General features: G+C 67.9%; 18 protein-coding genes. 13 read left to right on the top strand and 5 right to left on the bottom strand.

What is annotated here, in order from left to right:
- Nucleotides 1-2: 2 nt before the first annotated feature.
- The 10 genes from cysE to lpdA all read left to right on the top strand — a co-directional run bounded on the left by cysE (nucleotide 3) and on the right by lpdA (nucleotide 12600).
- The gene (cysE, locus tag ACT535_RS19955) at nucleotides 3-782 is read left to right on the top strand and encodes a serine O-acetyltransferase (protein ID WP_476365744.1); all 780 of its coding nucleotides are present in this window, start codon (nucleotides 3-5) and stop codon (nucleotides 780-782) included.
- Between the two features lie 54 nt (nucleotides 783-836).
- Nucleotides 837-1178, top strand: a complete 342-nt coding sequence (gene nifW / locus ACT535_RS19950) for a nitrogenase stabilizing/protective protein NifW (protein WP_476330084.1) — start codon at nucleotides 837-839, stop codon at nucleotides 1176-1178.
- Between the two features lie 693 nt (nucleotides 1179-1871).
- Entirely contained in the window at nucleotides 1872-2837 is a 966-nt protein-coding gene (mdh, locus tag ACT535_RS19945) for a malate dehydrogenase (protein ID WP_476365743.1), read from the top strand.
- A gap of 252 nt (nucleotides 2838-3089) precedes the next feature.
- Complete coding sequence (gene sucC / locus ACT535_RS19940) at nucleotides 3090-4292, top strand: ADP-forming succinate--CoA ligase subunit beta (protein ID WP_168457302.1); 1203 nt, start codon at nucleotides 3090-3092, stop codon at nucleotides 4290-4292.
- Nucleotides 4292-5176, top strand: coding sequence for a succinate--CoA ligase subunit alpha (gene sucD, locus ACT535_RS19935; RefSeq protein ID WP_476365742.1), 885 nt, complete (start codon nucleotides 4292-4294; stop codon nucleotides 5174-5176). Before sucC ends, sucD begins: the two co-directional genes overlap by 1 nt.
- A 314-nt stretch (nucleotides 5177-5490) precedes the next feature.
- Complete coding sequence (locus tag ACT535_RS19930; protein WP_476365741.1) at nucleotides 5491-8445, top strand: 2-oxoglutarate dehydrogenase E1 component; 2955 nt, start codon at nucleotides 5491-5493, stop codon at nucleotides 8443-8445.
- A gap of 51 nt (nucleotides 8446-8496) precedes the next feature.
- Nucleotides 8497-8823, top strand: a complete 327-nt coding sequence (locus ACT535_RS19925; protein WP_476365740.1) for a YciI family protein — start codon at nucleotides 8497-8499, stop codon at nucleotides 8821-8823.
- Between the two features lie 27 nt (nucleotides 8824-8850).
- Nucleotides 8851-10074, top strand: a complete 1224-nt coding sequence (odhB, locus tag ACT535_RS19920; protein ID WP_168457306.1) for a 2-oxoglutarate dehydrogenase complex dihydrolipoyllysine-residue succinyltransferase — start codon at nucleotides 8851-8853, stop codon at nucleotides 10072-10074.
- A gap of 28 nt (nucleotides 10075-10102) precedes the next feature.
- Nucleotides 10103-11173 carry an acyltransferase family protein gene (locus ACT535_RS19915; RefSeq protein ID WP_168457307.1) on the top strand — a complete coding sequence of 357 codons (1071 nt, stop codon included), beginning with the start codon at nucleotides 10103-10105 and terminating at the stop codon, nucleotides 11171-11173.
- Nucleotides 11174-11196: 23 nt separating this feature from the next.
- Nucleotides 11197-12600 carry a dihydrolipoyl dehydrogenase gene (gene lpdA / locus ACT535_RS19910; protein ID WP_168457308.1) on the top strand — a complete coding sequence of 468 codons (1404 nt, stop codon included), beginning with the start codon at nucleotides 11197-11199 and terminating at the stop codon, nucleotides 12598-12600.
- Between the two features lie 196 nt (nucleotides 12601-12796).
- Here lpdA and ACT535_RS19905 read toward each other — a convergent pair whose 3' ends face one another.
- The 3 genes from ACT535_RS19905 to ACT535_RS19895 all read right to left on the bottom strand — a co-directional run bounded on the left by ACT535_RS19905 (nucleotide 12797) and on the right by ACT535_RS19895 (nucleotide 16404).
- Nucleotides 12797-12934 (bottom strand): hypothetical protein, encoded by a 138-nt coding sequence (locus ACT535_RS19905; protein WP_168457309.1) that lies wholly within the window; start codon nucleotides 12932-12934, stop codon nucleotides 12797-12799.
- 189 nt (nucleotides 12935-13123) lie between these two features.
- The gene (locus ACT535_RS19900) at nucleotides 13124-13666 is read right to left on the bottom strand and encodes a CAP domain-containing protein (RefSeq protein WP_476365739.1); all 543 of its coding nucleotides are present in this window, start codon (nucleotides 13664-13666) and stop codon (nucleotides 13124-13126) included.
- Between the two features lie 122 nt (nucleotides 13667-13788).
- On the bottom strand, nucleotides 13789-16404 hold the full coding sequence (locus tag ACT535_RS19895) for a DUF3772 domain-containing protein (RefSeq protein ID WP_476365738.1): 2616 nt from the start codon (nucleotides 16402-16404) through the stop codon (nucleotides 13789-13791).
- A 162-nt stretch (nucleotides 16405-16566) separates the two neighbouring features.
- Between ACT535_RS19895 and dapE the strand changes: the two genes are divergently transcribed.
- Both dapE and ACT535_RS19885 read left to right on the top strand, forming a co-directional pair.
- Entirely contained in the window at nucleotides 16567-17748 is a 1182-nt protein-coding gene (gene dapE / locus ACT535_RS19890) for a succinyl-diaminopimelate desuccinylase (RefSeq protein ID WP_476365737.1), read from the top strand.
- 9 nt (nucleotides 17749-17757) lie between these two features.
- A complete protein-coding gene (locus ACT535_RS19885; RefSeq protein ID WP_476365736.1) occupies nucleotides 17758-18528 on the top strand; it encodes an alpha/beta hydrolase in 771 nt (256 codons plus the stop codon).
- 206 nt (nucleotides 18529-18734) lie between these two features.
- Here ACT535_RS19885 and ACT535_RS19880 read toward each other — a convergent pair whose 3' ends face one another.
- Nucleotides 18735-20063, bottom strand: a complete 1329-nt coding sequence (locus ACT535_RS19880; protein ID WP_476365735.1) for a lytic murein transglycosylase — start codon at nucleotides 20061-20063, stop codon at nucleotides 18735-18737.
- Between the two features lie 302 nt (nucleotides 20064-20365).
- On the opposite strand from ACT535_RS19880, the gene galU reads away from it, so the two are divergent.
- Entirely contained in the window at nucleotides 20366-21265 is a 900-nt protein-coding gene (gene galU / locus ACT535_RS19875; RefSeq protein WP_476365734.1) for a UTP--glucose-1-phosphate uridylyltransferase GalU, read from the top strand.
- Nucleotides 21266-21436: 171 nt separating this feature from the next.
- Here the strand turns inward: galU and ACT535_RS19870 are convergent, their stop codons facing one another.
- Nucleotides 21437-24916 (bottom strand): indolepyruvate ferredoxin oxidoreductase family protein, encoded by a 3480-nt coding sequence (locus ACT535_RS19870; protein WP_476365733.1) that lies wholly within the window; start codon nucleotides 24914-24916, stop codon nucleotides 21437-21439.
- Nucleotides 24917-25024 lie beyond the last annotated feature (108 nt).

The following is a 25024-nucleotide window of genomic DNA, read 5'->3' as shown; positions in this document are numbered from 1 at the left end:
CCATGATCATGGGAAGCCCGAAGTGGCATGGGACCGAGGTGCCCCTTTCCGCGGCCGCTGCGGCGGACGCCCCGGCGGCATCCTTCACGGTGTGGCAGCTCATCCGCGAGGATGTGAACTGCGTGAAGGCGCGCGACCCGGCGGCCCGGCACACCTTCGAGATCGTCCTCACCTATCCCGGCGTCCACGCCATCATCTGGCACCGGCTTGCCAGCCGGCTCTGGCGGCGGGGGGTGAAATTCCCGGCCCGCTTCCTCTCCTGGCTGGGACGCTTCCTGACCAATGTGGACATCCACCCCGGGGCCACCATCGGCCGGCGCTTCTTCATCGATCACGGGGCCTGCGTGGTGATCGGCGAGACCGCCGAGATCGGGGATGATGTAACCCTGTACCATGGCGTGACCCTCGGCGGCACGTCCTGGACGGCGGGCAAGCGCCATCCCACGTTGCGCAACGGTGTGCTGGTGGGGGCGGGGGCGAAGATCCTCGGGCCGATCACGGTCGGCGCCGGCTGCCGGATCGGCGCCAATTCCGTGGTGATCGAGGACGTGCCGCCGGCCATGACGGTGGTGGGCATTCCCGGCCGGGTGGTGAAGCCCACGTCCGACCGCCGCAAGCTCGGCGATGGCCGCATCGACCTCGAGCACCACCTGATGCCGGACCCGGTGGGCGAGGCCATCGTCTCCCTGCTGGACCGGATCGAATTCCTCGAGGCGCGCCTCGCCCACCTCCAGAGCGAGCGTCAGCGCGGCCGGGGGGCGAGCGCCGACGAGGCGGCCTGACATCGCGGACTTGGGTTGACCAGACTTGGGTTGATCGACAGGAGAAAGAGCGACATGTCCATCATCGACAAGCTGAAGTCCCTCGGAAGCGCCGAGGAGTTCTTCGAGGTGCTGCAGGTGGAATACCAGCCGGAAGTGCTGCAGGTGCTGCGCCTCCACATCCTGCGGCGCATGGGCCAGTACCTCGTCTCCGCCGAGTTCGATGGCATGAGCGAGGAGGAGATCTATTCCGCCGCCCAGACCATGCTCGGGCAGGCCTATGAGGACTTCATCAAGTCCAACCCCATGGCGGAGCGGGTCTTCAAGGTGCTGAAGGAGCACGACCCGAACCGCCCGGCGGCCCCCGCCGCCAAGCCTGCTTTCGTCCAGCTCGGCTCGCTCAAGACCGGAAGCTGAGACGGCCGCTTTCGTCCCGCCCGCCGGCGTTCGCGCCCGGCGGTGGGGCCAACCTTCCGCCGGAACGCCCCGAAGCGCTCCGGCCGGCTGCCCTCTCCCTGCCTTTTGTTCGTTGATATTGACGTTGTTTTATTTTTTTCATCCGGCTGGTCGCTCGGCCGTGTGCGGGGAGAGGGCAGATTTCTCGTTTCCGGCGCCCGATCGCGCCGATGAAAGCGCGGCGATGACCGAGCTGGGCGCCCTGGCGCCGCCGGTCGCCTAGCCGGTCCCGGCTTTGGCCAACCATCCGCGCGCGTCGCGCCATTGGCGCCCAAACTTCACATTCCCTGGCAGATATCGTGCAGTCCCGCCTGCAAACGGGCGGACTCTCGCGCCCCTTTTCAAATTCGCACGGTGCCGCATCGGTCCGGCGTGGCCCTGCCAGGCCCTGTCCGGCGGTGGCAAGCGTGACCGTTCCAGGGGGCCTCCGGCGGTAGGCCGCTGCACCGCTCTGCGGGATGGTTTTCCGCATGGTGCAAAAGAGCGGAAAATCGCGGTGAAACGACCCGTTTTTGCGGCAAAATCCCGCTCCATGCCACTATTTGTGCAGTGCGGCCGGCTTGAACCCCCGGACGGATGGGAGTAGTCAGGCGCCGCGTTCCTGCGGCGGCTCGTCTCATGTGCCGGCCACGCAGCGGTTTCCGGGGACTTGGGATGGCCCGCAACAAGATCGCCCTCATCGGGGCCGGCCAGATCGGCGGCACGCTCGCCCTTCTCGCGGGTCTGAAGGAGCTGGGCGACATCGTGCTGTTCGACGTCGCCGACGGCGTTCCCGACGGCAAGGCCCTGGACCTGGCCCAGCTCGCTCCCGTGGAGGGGTTCGACGCGGGCATCTGGGGTGCCTCCAGCTATGACGCCATCGCCGGTGCCGACGTGGTGATCGTCACCGCCGGTGTGCCGCGCAAGCCGGGCATGAGCCGGGACGACCTCCTCGCCATCAACCTCAAGGTGATGGAGCAGGTGGGCGCGGGCCTGCGCAAATATGCGCCTGACGCTTTCGTCATCTGCATCACCAATCCGCTCGATGCCATGGTGTGGGCGCTCCAGCGCACCAGTGGCCTGCCGCCGGAAAAGGTGGTGGGCATGGCGGGCGTGCTGGATTCCGCCCGCTTCCGCTTCTTCCTCGCCGAGGAGTTCGGCGTCTCGGTGGAGGACGTGACCGCCTTCGTCATGGGCGGGCACGGGGATACCATGGTGCCGCTGGTACGCTATTCCGCCGTGGGCGGCATCCCGGTGCCGGACCTCATCCGCATGGGCTGGACCAGCGAGGAGCGCATCGCTGCCATCGTGCAGCGCGTGCGCGACGGCGGGGCGGAGATCGTCAACCTGCTCAAGACCGGCTCGGCCTTCTATGCGCCGGCCGCCGCCGCCATCGCCATGGCGGAGAGCTACCTGAAGGACAAGAAGCGCGTGCTCCCCGTCGCCGCAAGGCTCGATGGGGAATACGGGCTGAGGGACATCTATCTCGGCGTGCCGGCTGTCATCGGCGCGCGGGGTGTGGAGCGTATCGTGGAGGTCGATCTCGACCGCGCCGAGCGCGCCATGTTCGAAAGATCGGTCGCAGCAGTCGAAGGACTGGTGGAGGCCTGCCTGAAGATCGCACCCGGCCTCGGGAAGTGATCTCGCTTGTGACGGCGTGCCGGAAGGCGCGCCGTTTTCGTGCCGGGGTACAACCGGCGTGGTGAAGGAGACGAGTGTTCCCCTCCTCGGGGGAGACCGCATCCTCGCCCCTGTCCTTCGGACGGGGGTGGTGGCGCGGGTCCCCCTTCTGCGGTGGAGGCGGTCCGGACATGGCGATCCCGCATTTGCGCGGGACCCGGGACGGACCGGGGCGGGGGATGGGACACATCGCAACCCTGAGGGACACGGAAGATGAATATTCACGAGTATCAGGCCAAGGCGCTGCTGAAGAGCTTCGGCGCCCCGGTCTCGCGCGGCATTCCCGTGCTGAAGGTCGAGGAGGCGGAAGCCGCCGCCAAGGAGCTGGGTGGCCCGCTCTGGGTGGTGAAGTCGCAGATCCACGCCGGCGGCCGCGGCAAGGGCAAGTTCAAGGAGCCCGAGGCCGGCGAGAAGGGCGGCGTGCGCCTCGCCAAGTCCGTGGACGAGGTGAAGGAATTCGTCGGCCAGATGCTCGGCCGCACCCTCGTCACCATCCAGACCGGCCCGGCCGGCAAGCAGGTGAACCGCCTCTACATCGAGGAAGGCTCGGACATCGAGAAGGAGTTCTACATCTCCCTGCTCGTGGACCGCGTCACCTCGCGCGTGGCCTTCGTGGTCTCCACCGAAGGCGGCATGGACATCGAGGAAGTCGCCCACTCCACCCCTGAGAAGATCGTCACCTTCTCGGTGGACCCGGTGACCGGCGTGCAGGGCTTCCACGGCCGCAAGATCGCCAAGGCCCTCGGCCTTTCGGGCGAACTCGCCAAGCAGGCCGGCAAGCTCGCCGAAGTGCTCTACACCGCCTTCGTCGAGACCGACATGGCGATGCTGGAGATCAACCCGCTCATCGTCACCAAGGACGGCAACCTGCGCGTGCTCGACGCCAAGGTGTCCTTCGATTCCAACTCCCTGTTCCGCCATCCCAAGCTCGTCGAGCTGCGCGACCTGACGGAAGAGGACGAGAAGGAGATCGAGGCGTCCAAGTACGACCTCGCCTACATCGCCCTCGACGGCACCATCGGCTGCATGGTCAACGGCGCCGGCCTCGCCATGGCGACCCTCGACATCATCCAGCTCTACGGCGAGAGCCCGGCGAACTTCCTCGACGTGGGCGGTGGCGCCAACGAGGAGAAGGTGACGGCGGCGTTCAAGATCATCACGGCCGACCCGAACGTGAAGGGTATCCTCGTCAACATCTTCGGCGGCATCATGAAGTGCGACGTGATCGCCAACGGCGTGATCGCGGCGGTGAAGGCGGTGGGCCTGCAGGTCCCCCTCGTGGTGCGCCTCGAAGGCACCAATGTGGAAGAAGGCAAGCAGATCATCCGTGAGAGCGGGCTCAACGTGATCCCTGCCGATGATCTCGATGACGCGGCGCAGAAGATCGTCGCTGCCGTGAAGAAGGATGCTGCGTGATGTCCGTGCTGATCGACGCCAACACCAAGGTCATCACCCAGGGCTTCACCGGCAAGAACGGCACCTTCCACGCCCAGCAGGCCATCGCCTACGGGACGAAGATGGTCGGCGGCACCTCGCCGGGCAAGGGTGGCACCACCCACCTCAACCTGCCGGTGTTCGACACCGTGATCGAGGCCAAGGAAGCCACCGGCGCCGACGCCTCGGTGATCTACGTGCCGCCTCCGGGCGCCGCCGATGCCATCCTCGAGGCGATCGACGCGGAGATCCCGCTCATCGTCTGCATCACCGAGGGCATCCCGGTGCTCGACATGGTGAAGGTGAAGCGCGCCCTCTCGGGCTCCAAGAGCCGCCTCATCGGCCCCAACTGCCCCGGCATCGTCACCGCCGGCCAGTCGAAGATCGGCATCATGCCGGCCAACATCTTCAAGACCGGCTCGGTGGGCGTGGTCTCGCGCTCCGGCACGCTGACCTATGAGGCCGTGTTCCAGACCTCCCAGGTCGGCCTCGGCCAGACCTCGGCGGTGGGCATCGGCGGCGACCCGGTGAAGGGCACCGAGTTCATCGACGTACTGGAGATGTTCCTGGCCGACCCCAAGACCGAGTCGATCATCATGATCGGCGAGATCGGCGGCTCGGCCGAGGAAGAGGCCGCGCAGTTCATCGCCGACGAGGCGAAGAAGGGCCGCAAGAAGCCGATGGTGGGCTTCATCGCCGGCCGCACGGCCCCTCCCGGCCGTCGCATGGGTCATGCGGGCGCCATCATCTCCGGCGGCAAGGGCGGCGCCGAGGACAAGATCGCGGCCATGGAGGCGGCGGGCATCCGCGTGTCTCCGTCCCCCGCGCGCCTCGGCAAGACGCTCGTCGAGGTGCTGAAGGGCTGAGAGGTGGGTCCCCCGGCCCGGCCGGGGGACCGCCTTCTGGGGCATCCGCCGCGCAATCGCCATGAAGTTCGGCGACTGGCGAGCGCGGTTCGGGCAGGGGTGCGGAGCTGGCCTTTCGGCCGGTGGCGGCCCTGCCCATATAAAGGTTGTCGAGCACCGCTGTCGAAGGCCGCCACGAGCCTCGCAGGGGTGACGGGGCGTCCGGCAAGGGCCGGGCGCCGGATTTGTGGCAGACGAGCGGCCTTGGGGCTTCATTTTCCGCGCGAAATGCGCTCAAGGAGAGTGAGGCGCCACGGTCTTCCGGGAACAAGCCCATGTCGCGCGCGGAACAGAACGACGTTTTCCTGAACACCTCCTTCCTCTATGGCGCCAATGCCGCCTGGATCGAGGATCTCTACGCCCGCTATGAGACCGATCCCAATTCGGTCAGCGCTGAATGGCAGGCCTTCTTCGCGGCGCTGAAAGACGACCCCAACCAGGTGATCGAGAACGCCCGCGGCGCCTCCTGGAAGAAGCCCAACTGGCCGGTGCACGCCAATGGCGAGCTGGTCTCGGCCATGGATGGCCAGTGGATCGAGGTGGAAAAGGCCATCTCCGAGAAGGTGAAGGCCAAGGCGCAGAAGTCCGGCGTCGAGTTCTCCGCCACCGAGGTGCAGCAGGCCACCCGCGATTCCGTCAAGGCGCTGATGATGATCCGCGCCTACCGCATGCGCGGCCATCTGCACGCCAATCTGGACCCGCTGGGCCTGACCCCGCCGCGCGAGGCGCCCGAGCTCGACCCCGCCTCCTATGGCTTCTACGAGGCCGACCTCGACCGCAAGATCTTCATCGACCACGTGCTCGGCCTCGAATTCGCGACCGTCCGCCAGATGGTCGCCATCCTGCGCCGCACCTATTGCTCGTCCATCGGCGTCGAGTTCATGCACATCTCCTCCCCCGAGGAGAAGGCCTGGATCCAGGAGCGCATCGAGGGCGTCGACAAGGAAGTCACCTTCACCCGCGAGGGCAAGCGCGCCATCCTCAACAAGCTGGTTGAGGCCGAGGGCTTCGAGAAGTTCCTCGACGTGAAGTACACCGGCACTAAGCGCTTCGGCCTCGACGGCGGCGAGAGCCTGATCCCGGCGCTGGAGCAGATCATCAAGCGCGGCGGCAATCTCGGCCTCAAGGAGATCGTGTTCGGCATGGCCCACCGCGGCCGCCTGAACGTGCTCACCCAGGTGATGGGCAAGCCCCATCGCGCGCTGTTCCACGAGTTCAAGGGTGGCTCCTGGGCCCCCGACGACGTGGAAGGCTCGGGCGACGTGAAGTACCACCTCGGTGCCTCGTCCGACCGCGAGTTCGACAACAACAAGGTCCACCTGTCGCTGACCGCCAACCCGTCCCACCTCGAGATCGTCGATCCGGTGGTGCTGGGCAAGGCGCGCGCCAAGCAGGACCAACTCGGCGACACCGAGCGCACCAAGGTGCTGCCCCTGCTGCTGCACGGCGATGCCGCCTTCGCCGGCCAGGGCGTGGTGGCCGAGTGCCTCGGCCTCTCCGGCCTGAAGGGTCACCGCACCGGCGGCTCGATCCACTTCATCATCAACAACCAGATCGGCTTCACCACCAATCCGCGATACTCGCGCTCCTCGCCCTATCCGTCGGATGTGGCGAAGATGATCGAGGCGCCGATCTTCCACTGCAACGGCGACGATCCGGAATCCGTGGTGTTCTGCGCCAAGGTGGCCACCGAGTTCCGCCAGCGCTTCCACAAGCCGGTGGTGGTGGACATGTTCTGCTACCGCCGCTTCGGCCATAACGAGGGCGACGAGCCCGCGTTCACCCAGCCGAAGATGTACAAGGTGATCCGCCAGCACGCGAGCGTGCTGGAGCTCTACGGCAAGAAGCTGGAAGCCGAAGGCGTCGTCACCGCCGGCGAACTCGAGACCATGCGCAACGCGTGGCGCGACCGCCTCGAGGCCGAGCACGAGGCCGGCCAGGCCTACAAGCCCAACAAGGCCGACTGGCTCGACGGCCGCTGGGCGGGCTTCAAGCCCACCCACGAGGACGATGATCCGCGCCGCGGCAATACCGGCCTGCCGGAAGAGGAACTGAAGGCCATCGGCCGGAAGATCACCACCGTGCCGGAGGGCTTCCAGGTCCACCGCACCATCCAGCGCTTCCTCGACAACCGCAAGAAGGCGATCGAGGAGGGCAAGGGCATCGACTGGGCGACCGGCGAGGCGCTCGCCTTCTCCTCGTTGCTGCTGGAAGGCCACCCGGTCCGCCTGTCGGGCCAGGACGTGGAGCGCGGCACCTTCTCCCAGCGCCACTCGGTGCTGCTCGACCAGGAGACCGAGGCCCGCTACAAGCCCTTCAACCACCTCTCCGAGACCCAGGCCAAGTACGAGGTCATCAATTCGATGCTCTCGGAGGAGGCGGTGCTCGGCTTCGAATATGGCTACACCCTCTCCGAGCCCAACACTCTGGTGCTCTGGGAGGCGCAGTTCGGCGACTTCGCCAACGGTGCCCAGGTGGTGTTCGACCAGTTCATTTCCTCGGGCGAGCGCAAGTGGCTGCGCATGTCCGGCCTCGTCTGCCTGCTGCCGCACGGCTATGAGGGCCAGGGTCCGGAGCACTCCTCCGCCCGCCTCGAGCGCTATCTGCAGCTGTGCGCCGAGGACAACATGCAGGTGGCCAACGTCACCACCCCGGCCAACTACTTCCACATCCTGCGCCGGCAGATGAAGCGGGAGTTCCGCAAGCCGCTCATCCTGATGACGCCCAAGTCGCTGCTGCGCCACAAGCGGGCGGTGTCCAGCCTCTCGGAGATGGTGTCCGGCACCACCTTCCACCGCGTGCTGTGGGACGACGCCCAGTCGCACCCGGACGAGAACGCCATCAAGCTGAAGCCGGACGACAAGATCCGCCGCGTCGTGCTCTCTTCGGGCAAGGTCTATTACGACCTGCTGGAGGAGCGCGAGAAGCGCGGCGTGGACGACGTCTACCTGCTGCGCGTGGAGCAGCTTTATCCGTTCCCGCTCAAGACGCTGGTGCAGGAACTCGGCCGCTTCAAGAATGCCGAGGTGGTGTGGTGCCAGGAGGAGCCGAAGAACCAGGGGTCCTGGGCCTTCGTGCAGCCCTATCTCGAGTGGGTGCTGGAGCAGATCGGCGGCACGGTGCGGCGTCCGCGCTATGCGGGCCGTCCGGCCTCCGCCGCCACCGCCACCGGCCTGATGTCCAAGCACATGGCACAGCTCAAGGCCTTCCTTGAGGAAGCCCTGGGCTGATCCGACCCCAGTAACGGTCACAAACAGAACCGCCCCGAAAGAGGACGCGCCGTGCCGCACTTCCTGCTCCGCCTCTCCCCGCCGCGCCCGAGCTTTCCCTCGGACGCGAGCGCGGCCGAGATGGATGCCATGGGCGCGCACTTCGCGTTCTGGCAGGCCGAGGCGGAGGCCGGCACGGCCCTCGCCGTCGGTCCCGTGGCGGACCCGGCGGGCGTCTGGGGGATGGCCGTCATCGAAGTCCCCGACGAGGCCGCCGCGACCGGCCTCTCGCGTCGGGATCCCGTCATCAAGGCGGACCTGGGCTTCACCTATGCGGTGATGCCCATTCTGTCGCTCATCGAGCGCCGGGCGCCACGCCCGGCCCAAGCCGAAGTCTGAGGGAGGCCCCCTCAAGGGGCGAACACAATGACCGAGATCCGCGTGCCCACCCTGGGCGAGTCCGTTACCGAGGCGACCATCGGCAAGTGGTTCAAGAAGCCCGGCGAGGCCGTCAAGGCCGATGAGCCGCTGGTGGAGCTTGAGACCGACAAGGTGACGGTCGAGGTGCCGGCCCCGGCCTCGGGCGTCCTCTCCGAGATCGTCGCCAAGGACGGCGAGACCGTCGGCGTCGGCGCGCTGCTCGGCAACATCGGCGCCGGCTCGGGCGCCGAGGCCGCGCCGGCCGCTGCCCCCGCCGCCGCGCCGGCTCCCGCTGCTGCGCCCGCTCCGGCTCCTGCCGCTCCCGCCGCCGCGGTCGCGGCCGGCAGCAACGGCCCGGCCGTGGGCCGCATCGCCGCCGAGAGCGGCGTGAACCCGGCCGACGTGTCCGGCTCCGGCAAGGACGGCCGCGTCACCAAGGGTGACATGCTGGCCGCCATCGCCGCCGGCGCCTCGGCCGCCGCCGCCCCGGCCCCTGTGGCGGTGCGTGCGCCCTCCGCGCCGACCGATGCCGCCCGCGAGGAGCGGGTGAAGATGACCAAGCTGCGCCAGACCATCGCGCGCCGCCTGAAGGATGCCCAGAACACCGCCGCCATGCTCACCACGTTCAACGACGTGGACATGACCGCCGTCATGAGCCTGCGCAGCCAGTTCAAGGATGCCTTCGAGAAGAAGCACGGCACCAAGCTCGGCTTCATGGGCTTCTTCACCAAGGCGGTGATCGCGGCGCTGAAGGACATCCCGGCGGTGAACGCCGAGATCGACGGCCAGGATCTCGTCTACAAGAACTACTACAACATCGGTATCGCGGTGGGCACCGAGAAGGGCCTCGTGGTCCCGGTGGTGCGCGACGCGGACCTGCTCTCCGTCGCCGAGATCGAGAAGGCCATCGCCGGCTACGGCCGCAAGGCGCGTGACGGCAAGCTCGGCATCGAGGAGATGCAGGGCGGCACCTTCACCATCACCAACGGCGGCATCTACGGCTCGCTGATGTCCACCCCCATCCTCAACGCGCCGCAGTCGGGCATCCTCGGCATGCACCGCATCGAGGAGCGCCCGGTGGTGGTCAAGGGGCAGATCGTGATCCGCCCGATGATGTACCTCGCCCTCTCCTACGACCACCGCATCGTCGACGGCCGCGAGGCCGTGACCTTCCTGGTGCGCGTGAAGGAGACCCTGGAGGATCCCGCGCGGCTCGTGCTGGATCTGTGAGGTAGGCGAGCCGCACGGGGGCGAGGCGATGGCTCAAGCTGGTCCGCAGGGCGCGCAAGACGTGCGCTACGAGTGGCTCGACTACGCGAAGGCGATCGGCATCTGCCTAGTAGTGCTCGCGCATGTGGCAGGCGGGATCCGAAAGGGTCCCGCTGGAGACAGTCTAGAAAGGTGGTGGATCGTCATCGATCTGATCTACACCTTCCATATGCCGCTGTTCTTTGGCATTTCGGGCTTCCTCTTCGCGCGGCGGCCGACTTTGGATGTGAGTAAATTTGCGAAATCGAGTCTGATTAGCGTGGTAGCGCCCTACCTTCTTTGGGGGCTCATCTATGTTTCTGTACAGAATCTGTTTCCCGGTGCCTCGAATAACCTCACCGGGATGTCAAGACTTTTGAGCATCCTATATGATCCTATTGCCCACCTATGGTTTCTGTATGTGCTCTTCTTTGTGCGCATTGGCTATTTTGCCGTGTACAAGACCGGCCGCGTCGACCTGTTCGCGTCTCTGATTGTGGTCTCGTCGGCAATATATCTTCTGACGACCGGGTTTCAGCTCGATGCCAAGAAGTGGGCGATGGGTTTCGCCTTTTACGGCCTCGGCGCCGTGCTCGCTCGCTCCGGGGTCGAGGCGGCAGTCCGTCCCGTGCATCTGCGCCTTTGTCTTGCGGCCAGCGTTGCCCTTTGGTTCGCGTTCGCGTTCGGAGTGTTGCGGGGTGGACTGCCACTGGTCGTGCTTGCCGCGGCGGCGGTGGCGGGCGTGGTGATGACGCTGCTCGTCTCATACCTTCTGCCGCAGAGCGATGGCCGGGCGGCCAGGGCCTTCGCGTTTCTGGGGCAGGCGTCGTTGGCGATCTACGTCGCGCATACGATCTTCGCCGCGGGCACGAGGGCCGTGCTTTACAAGCTCGGCGTCATAGAGCCCTTCTTCAATGTGTTCGCAGGAACCGTCGTCGGCATTCTGCTGCCCGCGGTGCTGTTCTGGGGGGCCAACAGACTACACGTGGCACCCTATCTGGGACTTGGTCAGAACCAGACACGACTTTACCTCTCAGCGCGCGCGCCGAGGCTTGCATCTTCGGCTTCGACCTTGCGCTGATTCCCGTCCCGCTGGAGCAAGAAATGTCCTACGATCTCATCATCATCGGCACCGGCCCCGGCGGCTATGTGTGTGCCATCCGCGCGGCCCAGCTCGGCCTCAAGGTCGCGGTGGTGGAGAAGCGCGGCACCCATGGCGGCACCTGCCTGAACGTGGGCTGCATCCCCTCCAAGGCGCTTCTCTATGCCTCCGAGCTGTTCGAGGAGGCGGGCCACAAGTTCGCCGACATGGGCATCGGCGTCCCTTCGCCCAAGCTCGACCTGCCCGCCATGCTGGCCTTCAAGGACCGCGGCGTGGACGGCAACGTGAAGGGCGTCGAGTTCCTGCTGAAGAAGAACAAGGTCGACGTCTACATGGGCGCCGGCAAGATCCTCGGCACCGGCAAGGTTGAGGTCACCCTCAATGCCGACGGCAAGGTCGAGGTGCTGGAGACGAAGAACATCGTCATCGCCACCGGCTCGGACGTCGCCCCGCTGCCGGGCGTGACCATCGACGAGGAGCGCATCGTCTCCTCCACCGGCGCGCTGAAGCTGCCCAAGGTTCCCGGCAAGCTCGTCGTGGTGGGCGCGGGCGTCATCGGCCTTGAGCTTGGCTCGGTGTGGCGGCGCCTGGGCGCGCAGGTGACGGTGGTGGAATTCCTCGACCGCATCCTGCCCGGCATGGATTCGGACGTGGCCAAGTCGTTCCAGCGCATCCTCGACAAGCAGGGCTTCGCCTTCAAGCTCGGCACCAAGGTCACCGGCGTGGACACCAAGGGCAAGACCCTCAAGGTCACGGTGGAGCCCGCTGCCGGCGGCGCGGCCGAGGTGCTGGAAGCGGACGTGGTGCTGGTCGCCATCGGCCGCATTCCCTACACCGCCGGCCTCGGGCTGGAGGAGGCGGGCGTCGCCAAGGATGCGCGCGGCCGCGTGGTGACCGACCACCACTTCGCCACCAACGTGCCCGGCATCTATGCCATCGGCGACGTGATCGTCGGCCCCATGCTCGCCCACAAGGCCGAGGACGAGGGCGTGGCGCTGGCGGAGCAGCTGGCCGGCAAGGCGGGCCACGTGAACTATGACGTGATCCCCGGCGTGGTCTACACCTTCCCGGAGGTCGCCTCGGTGGGCAAGACCGAGGACGAGCTGAAGGCTGCGGGCGTCGCCTACAAGGTCGGCAAGTTCCCCTTCACCGCCAACGGCCGCACCAAGGTGAACAACACCACGGACGGCTTCGTGAAGATCATCGCGGACGCCGCCACCGACAAGGTGCTGGGCGCCCACATCATCGGCCCCGAGGCCGGCGAGATGATCCACGAATGCGCGGTGCTGATGGAGTTCGGCGGCTCGTCGGAAGACCTCGCCCGCACCTGCCACGCCCACCCCACCCGCTCGGAAGCGGTGAAGGAGGCGGCCATGGCCGTGGAGAAGCGCGCCATCCATATGTGAGGGCGCGGCGGGCCCGTGAGCTTGCCTCAGGGGCCCGCGCTCAGCCTGCGCGGCGATTGAGCGTGGGCAACAAATACCAACGGCCGGCAGGGCATCCCGCCGGCCGTTTTCATTCCGCGCATAAAAAAGCCCCGGCCCGAGGGCCGGGGAACGGAGGTTCCGTCGGGAGGGAAAGCGAAGCCGGCCGTGAGGCGGCTCAGCCGCCCTTCTGGGTCACGGGATTGCTGGCGGTGGTGGTGGTGTCGCCGATGGAGGCGTTGGTCATGCCCGGGCATGCGAGCGCCGGGCCGGCGAGGATGCTCAGGGCGCACGCGACGAAAGCGATCCGCTTCATCTTCCTCTCCTGCCTGTCGTGTATGGACGGGCTGATTAGGCCAGAGAAGCCGGCAATCGAAAAGCCCTCCGCCCGTACCGCGCGATCACGAACGCGCGCAGCGGTACCTTAAAGGGGATGCCGCGCGGGGTTTCCCCCGCTCAGGCGCCGCGGCGGAGGTTCTTTCCGCTCAAGCGCCGCGCGGGCTTGTCACCGCGCGGGCGGGCCGTCCGGCTGGGCGAGGATGAGCGCCCAATAGACCTTGTACTTGGAATTGGGCGCATTGGCCGTGGCGATGCCCATGCGGGTCACGCCCGGCTCCAGCATGTTCTTGTTGTGCGAGGGCGAATCCCGCCAGCCGGAGAACGCCTCGGCCAGGGTGTGGTAGCCGGCGCCCACATTCTCCACCGCGCGCTTCGCGTCATAGCCGGAGGCCTTGATGCGGGTGATGAAATTGCGCCCGCCCACCTCGTGGGAGAGGTTGTCGGCCTTGGCCATGGCGTTGGCCTGGTCCTGGGCGAGGCGGCTCAACGTGTCGTCGATGGTCACCGCCGGCAGGCCGCGCGCGGTGCGGTAGTCGGAGAGGAGCGAGGCCGCGGCGGCAGCGTCCACCGGCTTACCGGTCTTGGCGAGGTTGATGTAGAAGGCCGGCTGGGTGTCGATCTGCTCGGTGGTGGCGCAGCCGGCGATGGCGGCGAGAAGCGCAAGGCCGGCACCGGCGAGGAGGGAGCGGCGGAGGATCTTGTCGCGCATGTCTCGGCTTCCGGCTGGCCTTGTTCGGGCGGGCTTCGGGGGCGATCCCCGGCGGTCCCCCCGTCTTGTGCGCCGGGAGGGTTGAGGAAGCGTTAGCGCGCCGCGCCCGCCCCGGCCCCGGTTCATTGCAGCGGGTCGGGCGGCGCGGGCGGCGGGGGCACCATGTCGCGCGGGGCGCGGGCGAGCGCGGCCCAGGGCTGCGCCACCATGCCCACCTTCGCCTTACGGAAGCGCGAGAGCACCTGGAAGTGCAGGTCGCTCTTCACGGTCAGCGCATAGTCCACGTTGGCCACCACGCAGCGCAGCTCGAAGACGATGCCCGCGTCGGCGAACTTCATCAGGAACACGCGCGGCGGCGGCGTCTGGAGCACCTGCGGATGGTCGCAGGCGCAGGCGACGAGGATGTCGCGCACCTCCTCCGGGTCACTGTCATAGGAGACGGTGACGGCGACGATGATGCGGCCGGTGGTGTTGGAGTGCGTCCAGTTCTTCACCATGCCGGTGATGAGGTCGGCATTGGGGACGATCACCGTGGCGCGCTCGAAGGTCTCGATCTCCGTGGAGCGCACGGAGATACGCCGCACATAGCCTTCCTCGCCCTTCACGTTGATGGTGTCGCCCACCCGGATGGGCCGTTCGGCGAGCAGGATGAGGCCGGAGACGAAGTTCGACACCACCGATTGCAGGCCGAAACCGATACCGACCGAGAGCGCACCGGCGACGAGCGCGATGTTCTCAAGGTTCAGCCCCAGCTGCCCCATGGCGACCATGACGGCGATGATGGTGCCCACATAGCCGACGATGGTGGAGATGGAGGATTGCAGCGAGGGCTCGAGCCCGGTGCGCGGCAGGAGCGCGCTCGAAACCCATTTCTGCAGACCGCGCGCGGCGGCGAGGCTGACCAGCAGCAGCAGCACGGCATAGACCACGCTCCACAGCGTGATGGTGGCATTGCCGATGCGCACGCCGAAGGAGACGCGTTCCACCGTCTCCATCATGTCGGCGGTGGAGGTGCCCCAGCTGCCGACGATGAGGAAGGCCGCGATGATGAAGAGCTGAAGCTTGAGCAGGCCGGAGGCGAGGACGCCGATCAGCTCCACCCGCTCCGGCTTCAGGCCCAGCATGCTGGAGATCATCCGCGCGCGATGGGTCTCGGCTGAAAGCCCCTCGCCGAAGAAGGCGTCGATGAGGGCATAGAGCAGATAGAGCACGCCGAGCACGGCGGCCGCGATGACCATGCGCGCGGCGACGAAGGCGGCGAAGCTGATGTAGCCGGCCACCAGCGCTCCGATGAGCGAGAACACCGCCACCCACACGAACAGGCGGATGTAGCGCGGTGGCGCGGGCGCCGGGCCGGTGGCGGCGATGGCCGCGGCATCGGTGGTGTCTTTCGCCGCCTCCACATTGGCCTCCGCGCGGGCGGCGCCGACGAGGAAGCGGGAGATGAAGCCGGCGATGAGCAGCGACATGATCGCGCTCGTCACCACGGTCAGCCCCACCGGCGCGAACAGCACCCGGTGCAGGGCATTGAGCGCGGCGGCGATGGCCAGCGTCCAGACGGTGAAGGAGTAATAGCGGAAGGCGAGGACGGCCGCCCCGTCGGAGAGCGGCGGCAGGCGGCGCCACGGCTCGTTCGGCGCCAGGAAGGCGCGGCCCACGGCATTGCCGATGGCCTTGATGAAGATGGCGATGACGATGCCCTGCACCAATTCCTCGGCGCGGGGCGGAATGATCTCGAAGGCGCCGATGAAGGCGATGGCCGCCATGGCCGCGGCGGGCGCCACAGTGGCGTTGAGGAACAGCACCTTCATCGCCTCACGCGCCGAGCGCAGGCGGGTGAAGCTTTCGCCCTCGGCCGGTGCGGGAGTGCGCAGGCGCTTGCGCAGCAGGCGTCCGCCCGCCACCACGGCGCCCATGATGGCAAGGCCGCCGAGGACGATGCCGATGACTGCCAGCGGCGACAGGCGCCGCACCGAATAGGCGCGCCAGTCGTTGCCGAAGTAGCTCAGGGCGCGGAATTCGCCGGACAGCGCGTTGAAGGCGCTGGTCCACAGGTCGGGATCAATGACGGAATCCACCCGCTCGAACAGCTGGCCGGTGAACAAGGCGCGGCGGCGGGCGCTGATGCGGTCGGAGATCTGTTCGCCGCGCAGCACCAGCGCGCGGTTTTGCTTCAGTACGCCGCCCAGCTCGGCGGAAACCTTGGTGAGGCGTTCGCGGTCGGCGGCGACCGTGGGCTCCTCGGTGGCGCCGTCCGCGGGCTTGGGGCCGAGGCCGCTCAGCCGGCTCTCCGCATCGGCGACGCGGGGCGCGATCTGGTCGGAGACGGCGGCAAGGTCCTTGCGGGCGGGGTCGAGGCGCTGGCGCAGCTCGTCGAGATCGCCGGGGCGCAGGCCCTCCACCGCAAGGGCGGCATCGATGGAATCGAGGGCGGAGCGGGCCGCCTCCATCTTCTCGCGGGCGGCGACGATGGTCGGATCGGGCGGTACCGGCGCGGGCTTCGGTGCCGGCGCGGGCGCGGCCTCGCCGGCATGGGGTGCGGTGCCGGCCGGTGCAGCGGCAGGTGCGGCAGGAGGGGAGGCGGCCGCATTGGGCGTGGCCGCCGGCGCGCTCTGGCCCTGTCCCTGCTGCTGTCCCTGCGCCGGCGGGCTGGCCGCCTGTTGGGCGCCGGCCTGAGCCAGGGGGAAAACCGACAGGGCGAGCGCGACCAGAAAGGCCGCGGACGTCTTCACCTTCATATTGAACCTCCGCGGCGGCGTTCCTGTCGCCCGAAGGCGGCAGCCTCGTGGCGGATGGGGGATAAAGGCGGCCAAGTCGCCCCAAACCGCGACAAAACCGCTGGAAAGACCAGCGCCTTTGCCGCTATCTCGACATCCCCCGGTAGCGATGAGGCTTTCCTGATGACCGCCGATGCTTCCGTCAAGCCCGCGCTTCGGGCAAACGTCCCCGATGCGCTGACGCTGGCGGCCGAACTCATTCGGGCGCCGTCCGTCACCCCCGATTCGGGCGGTGCGCTGGAGCTGGTCGCCCGCCGGCTGGAGGCGTTTGGATACCATGTGGAGCGCCTGACCTTCGACAGCGGCGGCGTTCCCATTCCCAACATCTACGCCCGCATCGGCACCGGTGCCCCCAATCTGTGCTTCGCCGGCCACGTGGACGTGGTGCCCGAGGGCGATCCCGCCCACTGGCTGCACGGCCCGTTCGCCGGCACGGTGGAGGACGGCAAGCTCTTCGGCCGCGGCGCGGTGGACATGAAGGGGGCGGTGGCCGCCTTCCTCGCCGCGGCGCTCAGCTTCGGGCGGCCGGAGAAGGGCTCGCTCTCCTTCCTCATCACCGGCGACGAGGAAGGCCCGGCGCTGGACGGTACGGTGAAGGTGGTGGAGTGGCTGAAGGAGAAGGGCGAGGTCATCGACCACTGCGTCCTCGGCGAGCCCACCAATCCCAACGCCATGGGCGACGCCTTCAAGGTGGGCCGGCGCGGCAGCCTCTCGGGCATCCTCACGGTGAAGGGCGTGCAGGGGCACGTGGCCTACCCGCACCTCGCCGACAATCCCATTCCGCGCCTCCTGAAGCTGGTGGGCGAGCTCATCGCCGCGCCCCTCGACCATGGCTCGGACTTCTTCCCGCCCTCCAATCTGGAGGTGGTCTCCATCGACGTGGGCAATCCGGTGTTCAATCTGATCCCGGCCGAGGCCACCGCGCGCTTCAACGTGCGCTTCAACGACCTCTATTCGCTGGAGACGCTGAAGTCCGAGATCATCCGCCGGATCGATGGCGCCGGCCTCACCTATGATCTCGAATTCCAGCCCGGGGCCAGCCAGAGCTTCCTCACCGCGCCCGGCCCCTTTGTGGAGCTGGTGGCCGATGCGGTCGAGGCCGAAACCGGGCGTCGGCCGGAGGCCTCCACCTCGGGCGGCACATCGGATGCGCGCTTCATCAAGGACATCTGCCCGGTGGTGGAGTTCGGCCTCGTGGGCCAGACCATGCACAAGGTGGACGAGGCGACGCCCGTCGCCGACCTCGAGGTGCTGACCCGCATCTATGCCCGCATCATCGCGCGCTATTTCACCACCTTCGCCTGAGCTGACACCATGACCGAGACCATCCCCGGCGAAACCGCCTCCACCCTCGACGTGGACGGGCGGGCCATCGCCATCCGGGCCATCCCCGGCGCGGCGCCCGGCCTGTTCTGGCTGGGCGGCTTCAAGTCGGACATGACCGGCACCAAGGCCGAGCACCTCGCCCGCTGGGCGCAGGCGCGCGGGCAGGCGAACGTGCGGTTCGACTATTCCGGCCACGGTGCCTCCGGCGGCGCCTTCGAGGAGAGCACCATTTCCCGCTGGCTCAATGAGGCGCTGGCGGTGTTCGACCACGCCACCACCGGCGAGCAGGTGGTGATCGGCTCGTCCATGGGCGGCTGGATCGCGCTGCTGCTCGCCCGCGCCCTCGCGGCGCGCGGCGAAAAGCGGCTGAAGGGGCTGGTGCTGGTGGCGCCCGCGCCCGACTTCACCGAGGCCCTCATGTGGGACAAGTTCCCGCCCCCGGTGCGCGAGCTGATCGAGACCTCCGGTCGCTTCCTCAAGCCGACGCTCTATGGCGAGGACCCCTATGTCATCACCCGCGAGCTGATCGAGGACGGGCGCGGCCACCTGCTGCTCGGCGCGCCGTTCGCGGTGGGCTGCCCGGTGCGCATCCTGCAGGGCGCGCGCGATGAGGACGTGCCGTGGGAACACGCCATGCGCCTCGTGAGCTGCCTCGCCGAGGACGACGTGGTGTTCTCCCTCATCAAGGACGGCGACCACCGGCTGTCACGTCCTGAGGATCTGGAGCGGCTGACGGAGGCGGTGGAAGGGCTGGTTTAGGTCGGCTCTCCGGACTAGCGACGGCGCAGCCGGAGCGCCAAACGGCATTCACAACCGTCGCCCTCCGACTTGATCGGAGGGCCGATCCCTCCGCCCGCGCGGGCGGTCAGACGCAGGGACGAACGGCGCCATGGGTCCTCCGGTCGAGCCGGAGGACGACGGCGGTTTAGGGGGAGCGGCGCTGCGGTAAAGCCGGCGCTCGCCCCTCAGCGGCGCATCTGCTGGAGCAGCACGAGGTCGGGGTAGCCGTCCGGCAGCAGGCCGGCGCGGGACTGGTAGTCCTGGATGGCGACGCGGCTCTTCTGGCCGAGGATGCCGTCCACGTTGCCGATGTCGTAGCCCATCTGGGCGAGACGGCCCTGGATTTCCTGCCGCTCGGCCTTGGAGAGGCCGCGCTCCTCCTTCGGCCAGGACTGGACGAAGGCGCCGCCGCCGCGCAGCCGGTCGGCGAGGTGGCCGATGGCAAGGGCGTAGGCGTCGGCCGGGTTGTATTTCAGGATGGCGTCGAAGTTCCGCATCATCAGGAAGGCGGGACCGTTGGCGCCCCCCGGCAGCAGCAGATAGGCGGTGTCCGTGGGGCGGGGGAAGGCGACGCCGTTGGCCCGGCGCACGCCGAGCGCGTTCCACTCCGAAAGCGTCTTCTTGTTGCTGCGGTTGGCGAGGCGGTAGTCGAAGCCCTGCGGCAGCGCCACCTCATAGCCCCACGCCTTGCCGAACTCCCAGCCATCCAGCTTCAGATTGTTGGCGGTGGAGGCGATGATGTCGGGGATGGAATCCACCACGTTGCGCTTGCCGTCGCCATCGAAGTCCACGGCGAAGCGCTGGAACGAGGTGGGCATGAACTGGGTGGGGCCGAACGCGCCCGCCCACGACCCCTTCAGATGGTCATAAGGAACGTCGTCCTTTTCAAGGATCTGCAGGGTGGCGATGAACTCGTCGCGGAAATAGTCCTGCCGCCGGCCGATGCAGGCGAGGGTGGCGGTGGATTCCAGCACGTTGCGCCGGCCGATGCCGTCCGGATCGCCATAGGTGGATTCGATGCCCCAGATCGCCGTCACCGCGTAGCGGTCGACGCCATAGGCCTTTTCCGCCCGGTCGAAGATGGGCTTGTAGCGCTCCAGCACCTCGCGGCCCTTGCGCACGCGCGTGTCGGTGACGAGCATGTTCACATAGGCGCCGATGGGCTTCGAGAATTCCGGCTGGCTGTCCATGAAGTCCATGATCTTCATCTGCGGCTGCAGCGAAGCCGTGTACTTGTCGAACGTGCGCCGGGAGACGCCCTTGGACTGCGCCAGAGGCCACAGATTGGCGATGCACTGGGGGAAGTTCGCCTCGGCCTGGGCCAGGGCCTGCGGCGTCATCAGCGGGTGGCCTGCACCCGCCTGGGGTGCCTGCGGGGCCGGGGGCGGGAAGCCGAAGATGGAGCCGGTCGTCTGGGCCTGGCCGGCGGCAGGGGTGACGAGGCCGGCGATGAGCGCGAGCGTCACGGCCACGCCGCTTCCGTAGGTGGTCCTTTCGCGCGTCGTCGATGCCATCTTGAAAGCCTTCCCTTTCCGGCCTGCCGCAAGGGGCCGGGATGATCGTCTGAGGCTCCTACTGGGCGGCAATATGGTTGCGTCGCGGTTAATGGATGGCAAGTTTTGCGGGGTGGTATCGCGCTGCGACCCGGTTAACCTAAGTCGGGGAACAGGGCGCCGATCTCGGCCGTTGCCACTCGGCTGCCATGGCTGTGCGGATGATTGTGCAACGCAAACTTATGTGCGGTGCGCTAGGTCCGTCCGCGCTAGAGCTGTGCTAGACCACGTGCCCGTGGCGATCAGGAGGGGCGAAACTCAACATGCGTAGACCCATTCGCAAGGCGATCCTACCCGTTGCGGGCCTCGGCACGCGCTTCCTTCCGGCGACCAAGGCGGTGCCGAAGGAGATGCTGACGGTGGTGGACCGGCCCGTCGTGCAGCACGTGGTGGATGAAGCCCGCGCCGCCGGCATCGAGCACATCGTTTTTGTCACCGGCCGCAACAAGGCGGTGATCGAGGACCATTTCGACCGCCAGTTCGAGCTGGAGCGCACCCTCCAGGAGCGCGGCAAGGTCAAGGAGCTGGAACAGCTCGATCGCGACACGCCCAAGGCGGGCACCACCTCCTTCACCCGCCAGCAGCTGCCCCTGGGCCTCGGCCATGCGGTGTGGTGCGCGCGCGACATCATCGGCGACGAGCCGTTCGCGCTGCTGCTGCCGGACATGCTGCACATGCCCAAGGTTGGCAATGGCAACGGCCACGGCTGCCTCACCTCCATGGTCGACGCCTACAACGAGACCGGCGGCAACGTGGTGGCGGTGTATGAGGTGCCGGACGACCAGACCCACCAATACGGCATCGTCGGCACCGGCGCCGATGCGGGCAAGGGCGCCAAGGCCATCACCCAGATGGTCGAGAAGCCCAAGGCCGGCACCGCGCCGAGCAACCTCGCCATCTCCGGCCGCTACATCCTCCAGCCCGGCATCTTCGACCTGCTCGCCAAGCAGGAGCGCGGCGCCGGTAACGAGATCCAGCTCACGGATTCCATGCTGAAGCTGAAGGAAACCGAGCCGTTCTACGCGGTGCGGTTCGACGGCCACGTCTATGACTGCGGCTCGAAGATCGGCTTCCTCATGGCGAACGTCGCCTATGCGCTCTCGCGCCCCGACATCGAGGGCGAGTTCCGCACCGAGCTGAAGGCGATCCTCAGCGGGAACTGAGGGGGCTTTCCCCTCACCGCCTTCCTTCACCGCCGTCGCCCTCCGGCTTGACCGGAGGGCCTATCTTTCCGCCAGAGCAGGCGTCCAGTCGCCGGGACACGCGGTGCCATGGGTCCTCCGGTCAAGCCGGAGGACGACGGGACGAGTCCCCTTTATGGCGCCGGAGACCTCCTACTCCGCCGCCACCGCCGTCGGGGCGGGCGGGTTGCGGAAGCGGGCCAGAAGGTCCTTCTCCTCGGCCTTCGCGGCTTCCAGGTGCCGCACCTTCACAGGACCGAAGCCGCGGATCTTCTCCGGGACGGAGGCGATGGCCACCGCGAGCGCGTGGTTGGCGGGATCGAGCTTTGCGATCAGCTCGCCCACCGTGCGCTCATAGTCCGCGATCAGCGCCCGCTCGGTCTTGCGCTCCTGCGTGTAGCCGAAGACGTCCAGCGCCGTGCCGCGCAGGCCCTTCAGCTTCGCCAGCAAAGAGAAACCCTTCATCATCCACGGCCCGAGGGTGATCTTGCGCGGCTCCCCCGTCGCCGGATTGGGGCGGGCGAGGAGCGGCGGGGCGAGGTGGAACTCGAACCTCAGCGCGCCGTCGAACGCCGCATCCGCCTGGGCGCGGAAGGCGCCGTCCGCATAGAGACGGGCGACCTCGTATTCGTCCTTGTAGGCCATGAGCTTGTAGAGATTCTTCGCCACCGCCTCGGCGAGCCCGCCCCGGCCGGGGGCCTTGGCCTGCTCCGCGGCGCGCACCTTGTCCACCAGAGCCTTGTAGCGGGCCGCGTAGGCGGCGTTCTGATAGAGGGTCAGATCGGCGACGCGGCGGGCGATCACCTCGTCGAGGCTCTGGGACAGCCGGCGGGCGTCGCTGGAGACGGTGCCCTTCGGCGTGGCGATGGCCTCCACGGCGGCCGGATCATGGGCGGCGCGGCGGCCCCAGAGGAAGGCGGCCTTGTTCATGGCCACCGCCTCGCCGTTCAGCTCGATGGCCCGCTCGATGGCGGCGGCCGAGAGGGGCAGGGCGCCGAACTGGTAGGCATAGCCCACCATGAAGATGTTCTGCGCCAGCGCATTGCCGAACAGCGCCTGGGCGAGGCGGCTCGCCTCGATGAAGTGGGTCTGCGGCTCGCCCGCCGCCTCGCGGATGGTGCGCTTGATGCGCTCGGTGGGCAGCGAATAGTCGGCGTTGCGGGTGAAATCGCCGGGCAGCACCTCGTGGGTGTTCACGACGACAATGGTCTTGCCCGGCTTCACCGCCGCCAGCACCTTCTTGGTGCCGGCCACCACCAGATCACCGCCCAGTACCACGTCCGCCCCGCGCGCCGGCACGCGGATGGCGGTGATGTCGGCGGGATCGTTGGCGAGGCGGATGTGGCTGTAGACGGCGCCGCCCTTCTGGGCGAGGCCGGCCATGTCGATCATGCCGCAGGCCTTGCCTTCCAGATGCGCCGCCATGCCGAGGATGGCGCCGATGGTGACGACGCCGGTGCCGCCCACCCCGGTGGCGATGACGCCATAGGTGCCGTGGATCTCGGGATGCGCCGGCTCGGGCAATTCGGGCCAAGCATCAGCCCCGCCAGCCGCGCCGGCGCTCTTCTTCGGCTTCGCCCCGTGGACCGTGACGAAGGAGGGGCAGAAGCCGTTCACGCAGGAGAAGTCCTTGTTGCAGGACGACTGGTCGATCTCGCGCTTGCGGCCCCACTCGGTCTCCAGCGGCTGCACGGAGACGCAGTTGGATTTCACCCCGCAATCGCCGCAGCCCTCACAGACGCGCTCGTTGATAAGCACGCGCTTGTCCGGATCGGGGAACTGGCCGCGCTTCCGGCGCCGCCGCTTCTCGGAGGCGCAGGTCTGGTCGTAGATCATCACCGTGACGCCCGGCACCGCCGCCAGCTCGCGCTGCACGGCATCCAGCTCGTCGCGGTGGTGGATGGTGAGGCCGGCGGGCCAGAGGGTACCCGCGGGATACTTGCCCGGCTCGTCGGTGACGACGACGACCCGCTCCACCCCCTCCGCCGCCACCTGACGGGCGATGACCGGCACGGTGAGGTCGCCGTCGTGCTTCTGCCCGCCGGTCATGGCGACCGCATCGTTGAAGAGGATCTTGTAGGTGACGTTCACCTTGGCGGCGCAGGCGGCGCGGAGCGCGAGATAGCCCGAATGGTTGTAGGTGCCGTCGCCGAGGTTCTGGAACACATGGTTGCGCTTGGAGAAGGAGGCTTCGCCGATCCAGTTGGCGCCCTCGCCACCCATCTGGGTGAAGCCGGTGGTCTCCCGGTCCATCCACTGCACCATGTAGTGGCAGCCGATGCCGGCATAGGCGCGCATGCCCTCGGGCACTTTCGTCGAGGAATTGTGCGGGCAGCCGGAGCAGAAATAGGGAATGCGCGTCGCCACGTCGGAGGTGGCGGCGAGCACCCGCTGCGCCTCTTCCAGCTCCGCCACGCGGGCGGCGATATCAGGGATGTCGCCATAGGCCAGCAGCCGGCGGCCGAGCTGGATGGCGATGTCGTTGGGGTCCAGCGCGCCCTTCACCGGGAACATCCAGCGGCCCTGCTCGTCCTTCTTGCCGATGCAGACGGGCTGGTTGGCGGTGCCGTACAATTCCTCGCGGACCTGCACCTCGATGAGGGAGCGCTTCTCCTCCACCACCATGATGAGGTCGAGGCCCTTGGCGAACTCGTAGAGGCCCTGCGTCTCCAGCGGCCACGGGCAGGCCACCTTCCAGATGCGCAGGCCGAGATCGTTGGCGCGCACCTCGTCGATGCCGAGTTCGTCGAGCGCGAGGCGCACGTCGAGATACGACTTGCCCACGGTGGCGATACCGATGCGCGGGCGGGCGCCGCCGGTGGTGATGAAGCGGTTGAGGCGGTTCGCCCTCAGGAAGTGCAGCACGGCGTCGCGCTTGAATTCCTGCAGCCGCTCCTCCTGCGCGATCGGCGTGTCGCCGAGGCGGATGTTGAGGCCGCCGGGCGGCATGGCGAAGCCGAGCGCCGGCTCGATGCGCACGCGGTCCAGCCGCCCGTCCACGATGCCGGTGCTCTCGATGGTGTCCTTCACCGCCTTGAGGCCGACCCACGTGCCGGAAAAGCGGGAGAGCGCCCAGCCATAGAGGCCGTAATCGATGATCTCCTGCACGCCGGCGGGGTTCAGCACCGGGATCATCACGTCGACGAAATGGAATTCGCTCTGGTGGGCGGTGGTGGAGCTTTCGCAGGTGTGGTCATCGCCCATGAGGGCCAGCACGCCGCCGTGGCGGGAGGTGCCGGCATTGTTGGCGTGGCGGAACACGTCGCCGGACCGGTCGACGCCCGGCCCCTTGCCGTACCAGAGGCCGAACACGCCATCGAACTTGCCTTCGCCCCGCAGCTCCGCCTGCTGGGAGCCCCAAAGCGCGGTGGCGGCGAGATCCTCGTTGAGGCCGGACATGAACTTGATGTCGTTGGCCTTCAGCACCTTCTCGGCGCGCAGGAACTGCTGGTCGAGCCCGCCGAGGGGGGAGCCGCGATAGCCGGTGACATAGCCGGCCGTGTTGAGGCCGGCGCGCCGGTCGCGCTCCTTCTGCATCAAGGCGAGGCGGACCAGGGCCTGCGTGCCCGATACGAACACGCGCTCCTGGGCCAGGTCATATTTGTCGTCGAGCGAAACAGGCTTCAGAGCCATCGCGACGCCTCCAGCGGGGCCGGCCAAGGCGCCGCGTCCAAGGGCACGGTGTCACGCGGAAATCACGCGCACCGTTCGACCTTCAGGCTGGCACGGAGTGTCGCACCC

This window comes from Xanthobacter sp. DMC12 (assembly GCF_056314105.1).
This window is presented reverse-complemented; position numbering and strand designations above follow the sequence as displayed.

What these genes read in the sequence shown, in the direction of transcription:
- cysE (WP_476365744.1), top strand. Translation starts at nt 3, where the DNA reads ATGATCATGGGAAGCCCGAAGTGGCATGGGACCGAGGTGCCCCTTTCC.
- nifW (WP_476330084.1), top strand. Translation starts at nt 837, where the DNA reads ATGTCCATCATCGACAAGCTGAAGTCCCTCGGAAGCGCCGAGGAGTTC.
- mdh (WP_476365743.1), top strand. Translation starts at nt 1,872, where the DNA reads ATGGCCCGCAACAAGATCGCCCTCATCGGGGCCGGCCAGATCGGCGGC.
- sucC (WP_168457302.1), top strand. Translation starts at nt 3,090, where the DNA reads ATGAATATTCACGAGTATCAGGCCAAGGCGCTGCTGAAGAGCTTCGGC.
- sucD (WP_476365742.1), top strand. Translation starts at nt 4,292, where the DNA reads ATGTCCGTGCTGATCGACGCCAACACCAAGGTCATCACCCAGGGCTTC.
- ACT535_RS19930 (WP_476365741.1), top strand. Translation starts at nt 5,491, where the DNA reads ATGTCGCGCGCGGAACAGAACGACGTTTTCCTGAACACCTCCTTCCTC.
- odhB (WP_168457306.1), top strand. Translation starts at nt 8,851, where the DNA reads ATGACCGAGATCCGCGTGCCCACCCTGGGCGAGTCCGTTACCGAGGCG.
- ACT535_RS19915 (WP_168457307.1), top strand. Translation starts at nt 10,103, where the DNA reads ATGGCTCAAGCTGGTCCGCAGGGCGCGCAAGACGTGCGCTACGAGTGG.
- lpdA (WP_168457308.1), top strand. Translation starts at nt 11,197, where the DNA reads ATGTCCTACGATCTCATCATCATCGGCACCGGCCCCGGCGGCTATGTG.
- ACT535_RS19905 (WP_168457309.1), bottom strand. Translation starts at nt 12,934, where the DNA reads ATGAAGCGGATCGCTTTCGTCGCGTGCGCCCTGAGCATCCTCGCCGGC.
- ACT535_RS19900 (WP_476365739.1), bottom strand. Translation starts at nt 13,666, where the DNA reads ATGCGCGACAAGATCCTCCGCCGCTCCCTCCTCGCCGGTGCCGGCCTT.
- ACT535_RS19895 (WP_476365738.1), bottom strand. Translation starts at nt 16,404, where the DNA reads ATGAAGGTGAAGACGTCCGCGGCCTTTCTGGTCGCGCTCGCCCTGTCG.
- dapE (WP_476365737.1), top strand. Translation starts at nt 16,567, where the DNA reads ATGACCGCCGATGCTTCCGTCAAGCCCGCGCTTCGGGCAAACGTCCCC.
- ACT535_RS19885 (WP_476365736.1), top strand. Translation starts at nt 17,758, where the DNA reads ATGACCGAGACCATCCCCGGCGAAACCGCCTCCACCCTCGACGTGGAC.
- ACT535_RS19880 (WP_476365735.1), bottom strand. Translation starts at nt 20,063, where the DNA reads ATGGCATCGACGACGCGCGAAAGGACCACCTACGGAAGCGGCGTGGCC.
- galU (WP_476365734.1), top strand. Translation starts at nt 20,366, where the DNA reads ATGCGTAGACCCATTCGCAAGGCGATCCTACCCGTTGCGGGCCTCGGC.
- ACT535_RS19870 (WP_476365733.1), bottom strand. Translation starts at nt 24,916, where the DNA reads ATGGCTCTGAAGCCTGTTTCGCTCGACGACAAATATGACCTGGCCCAG.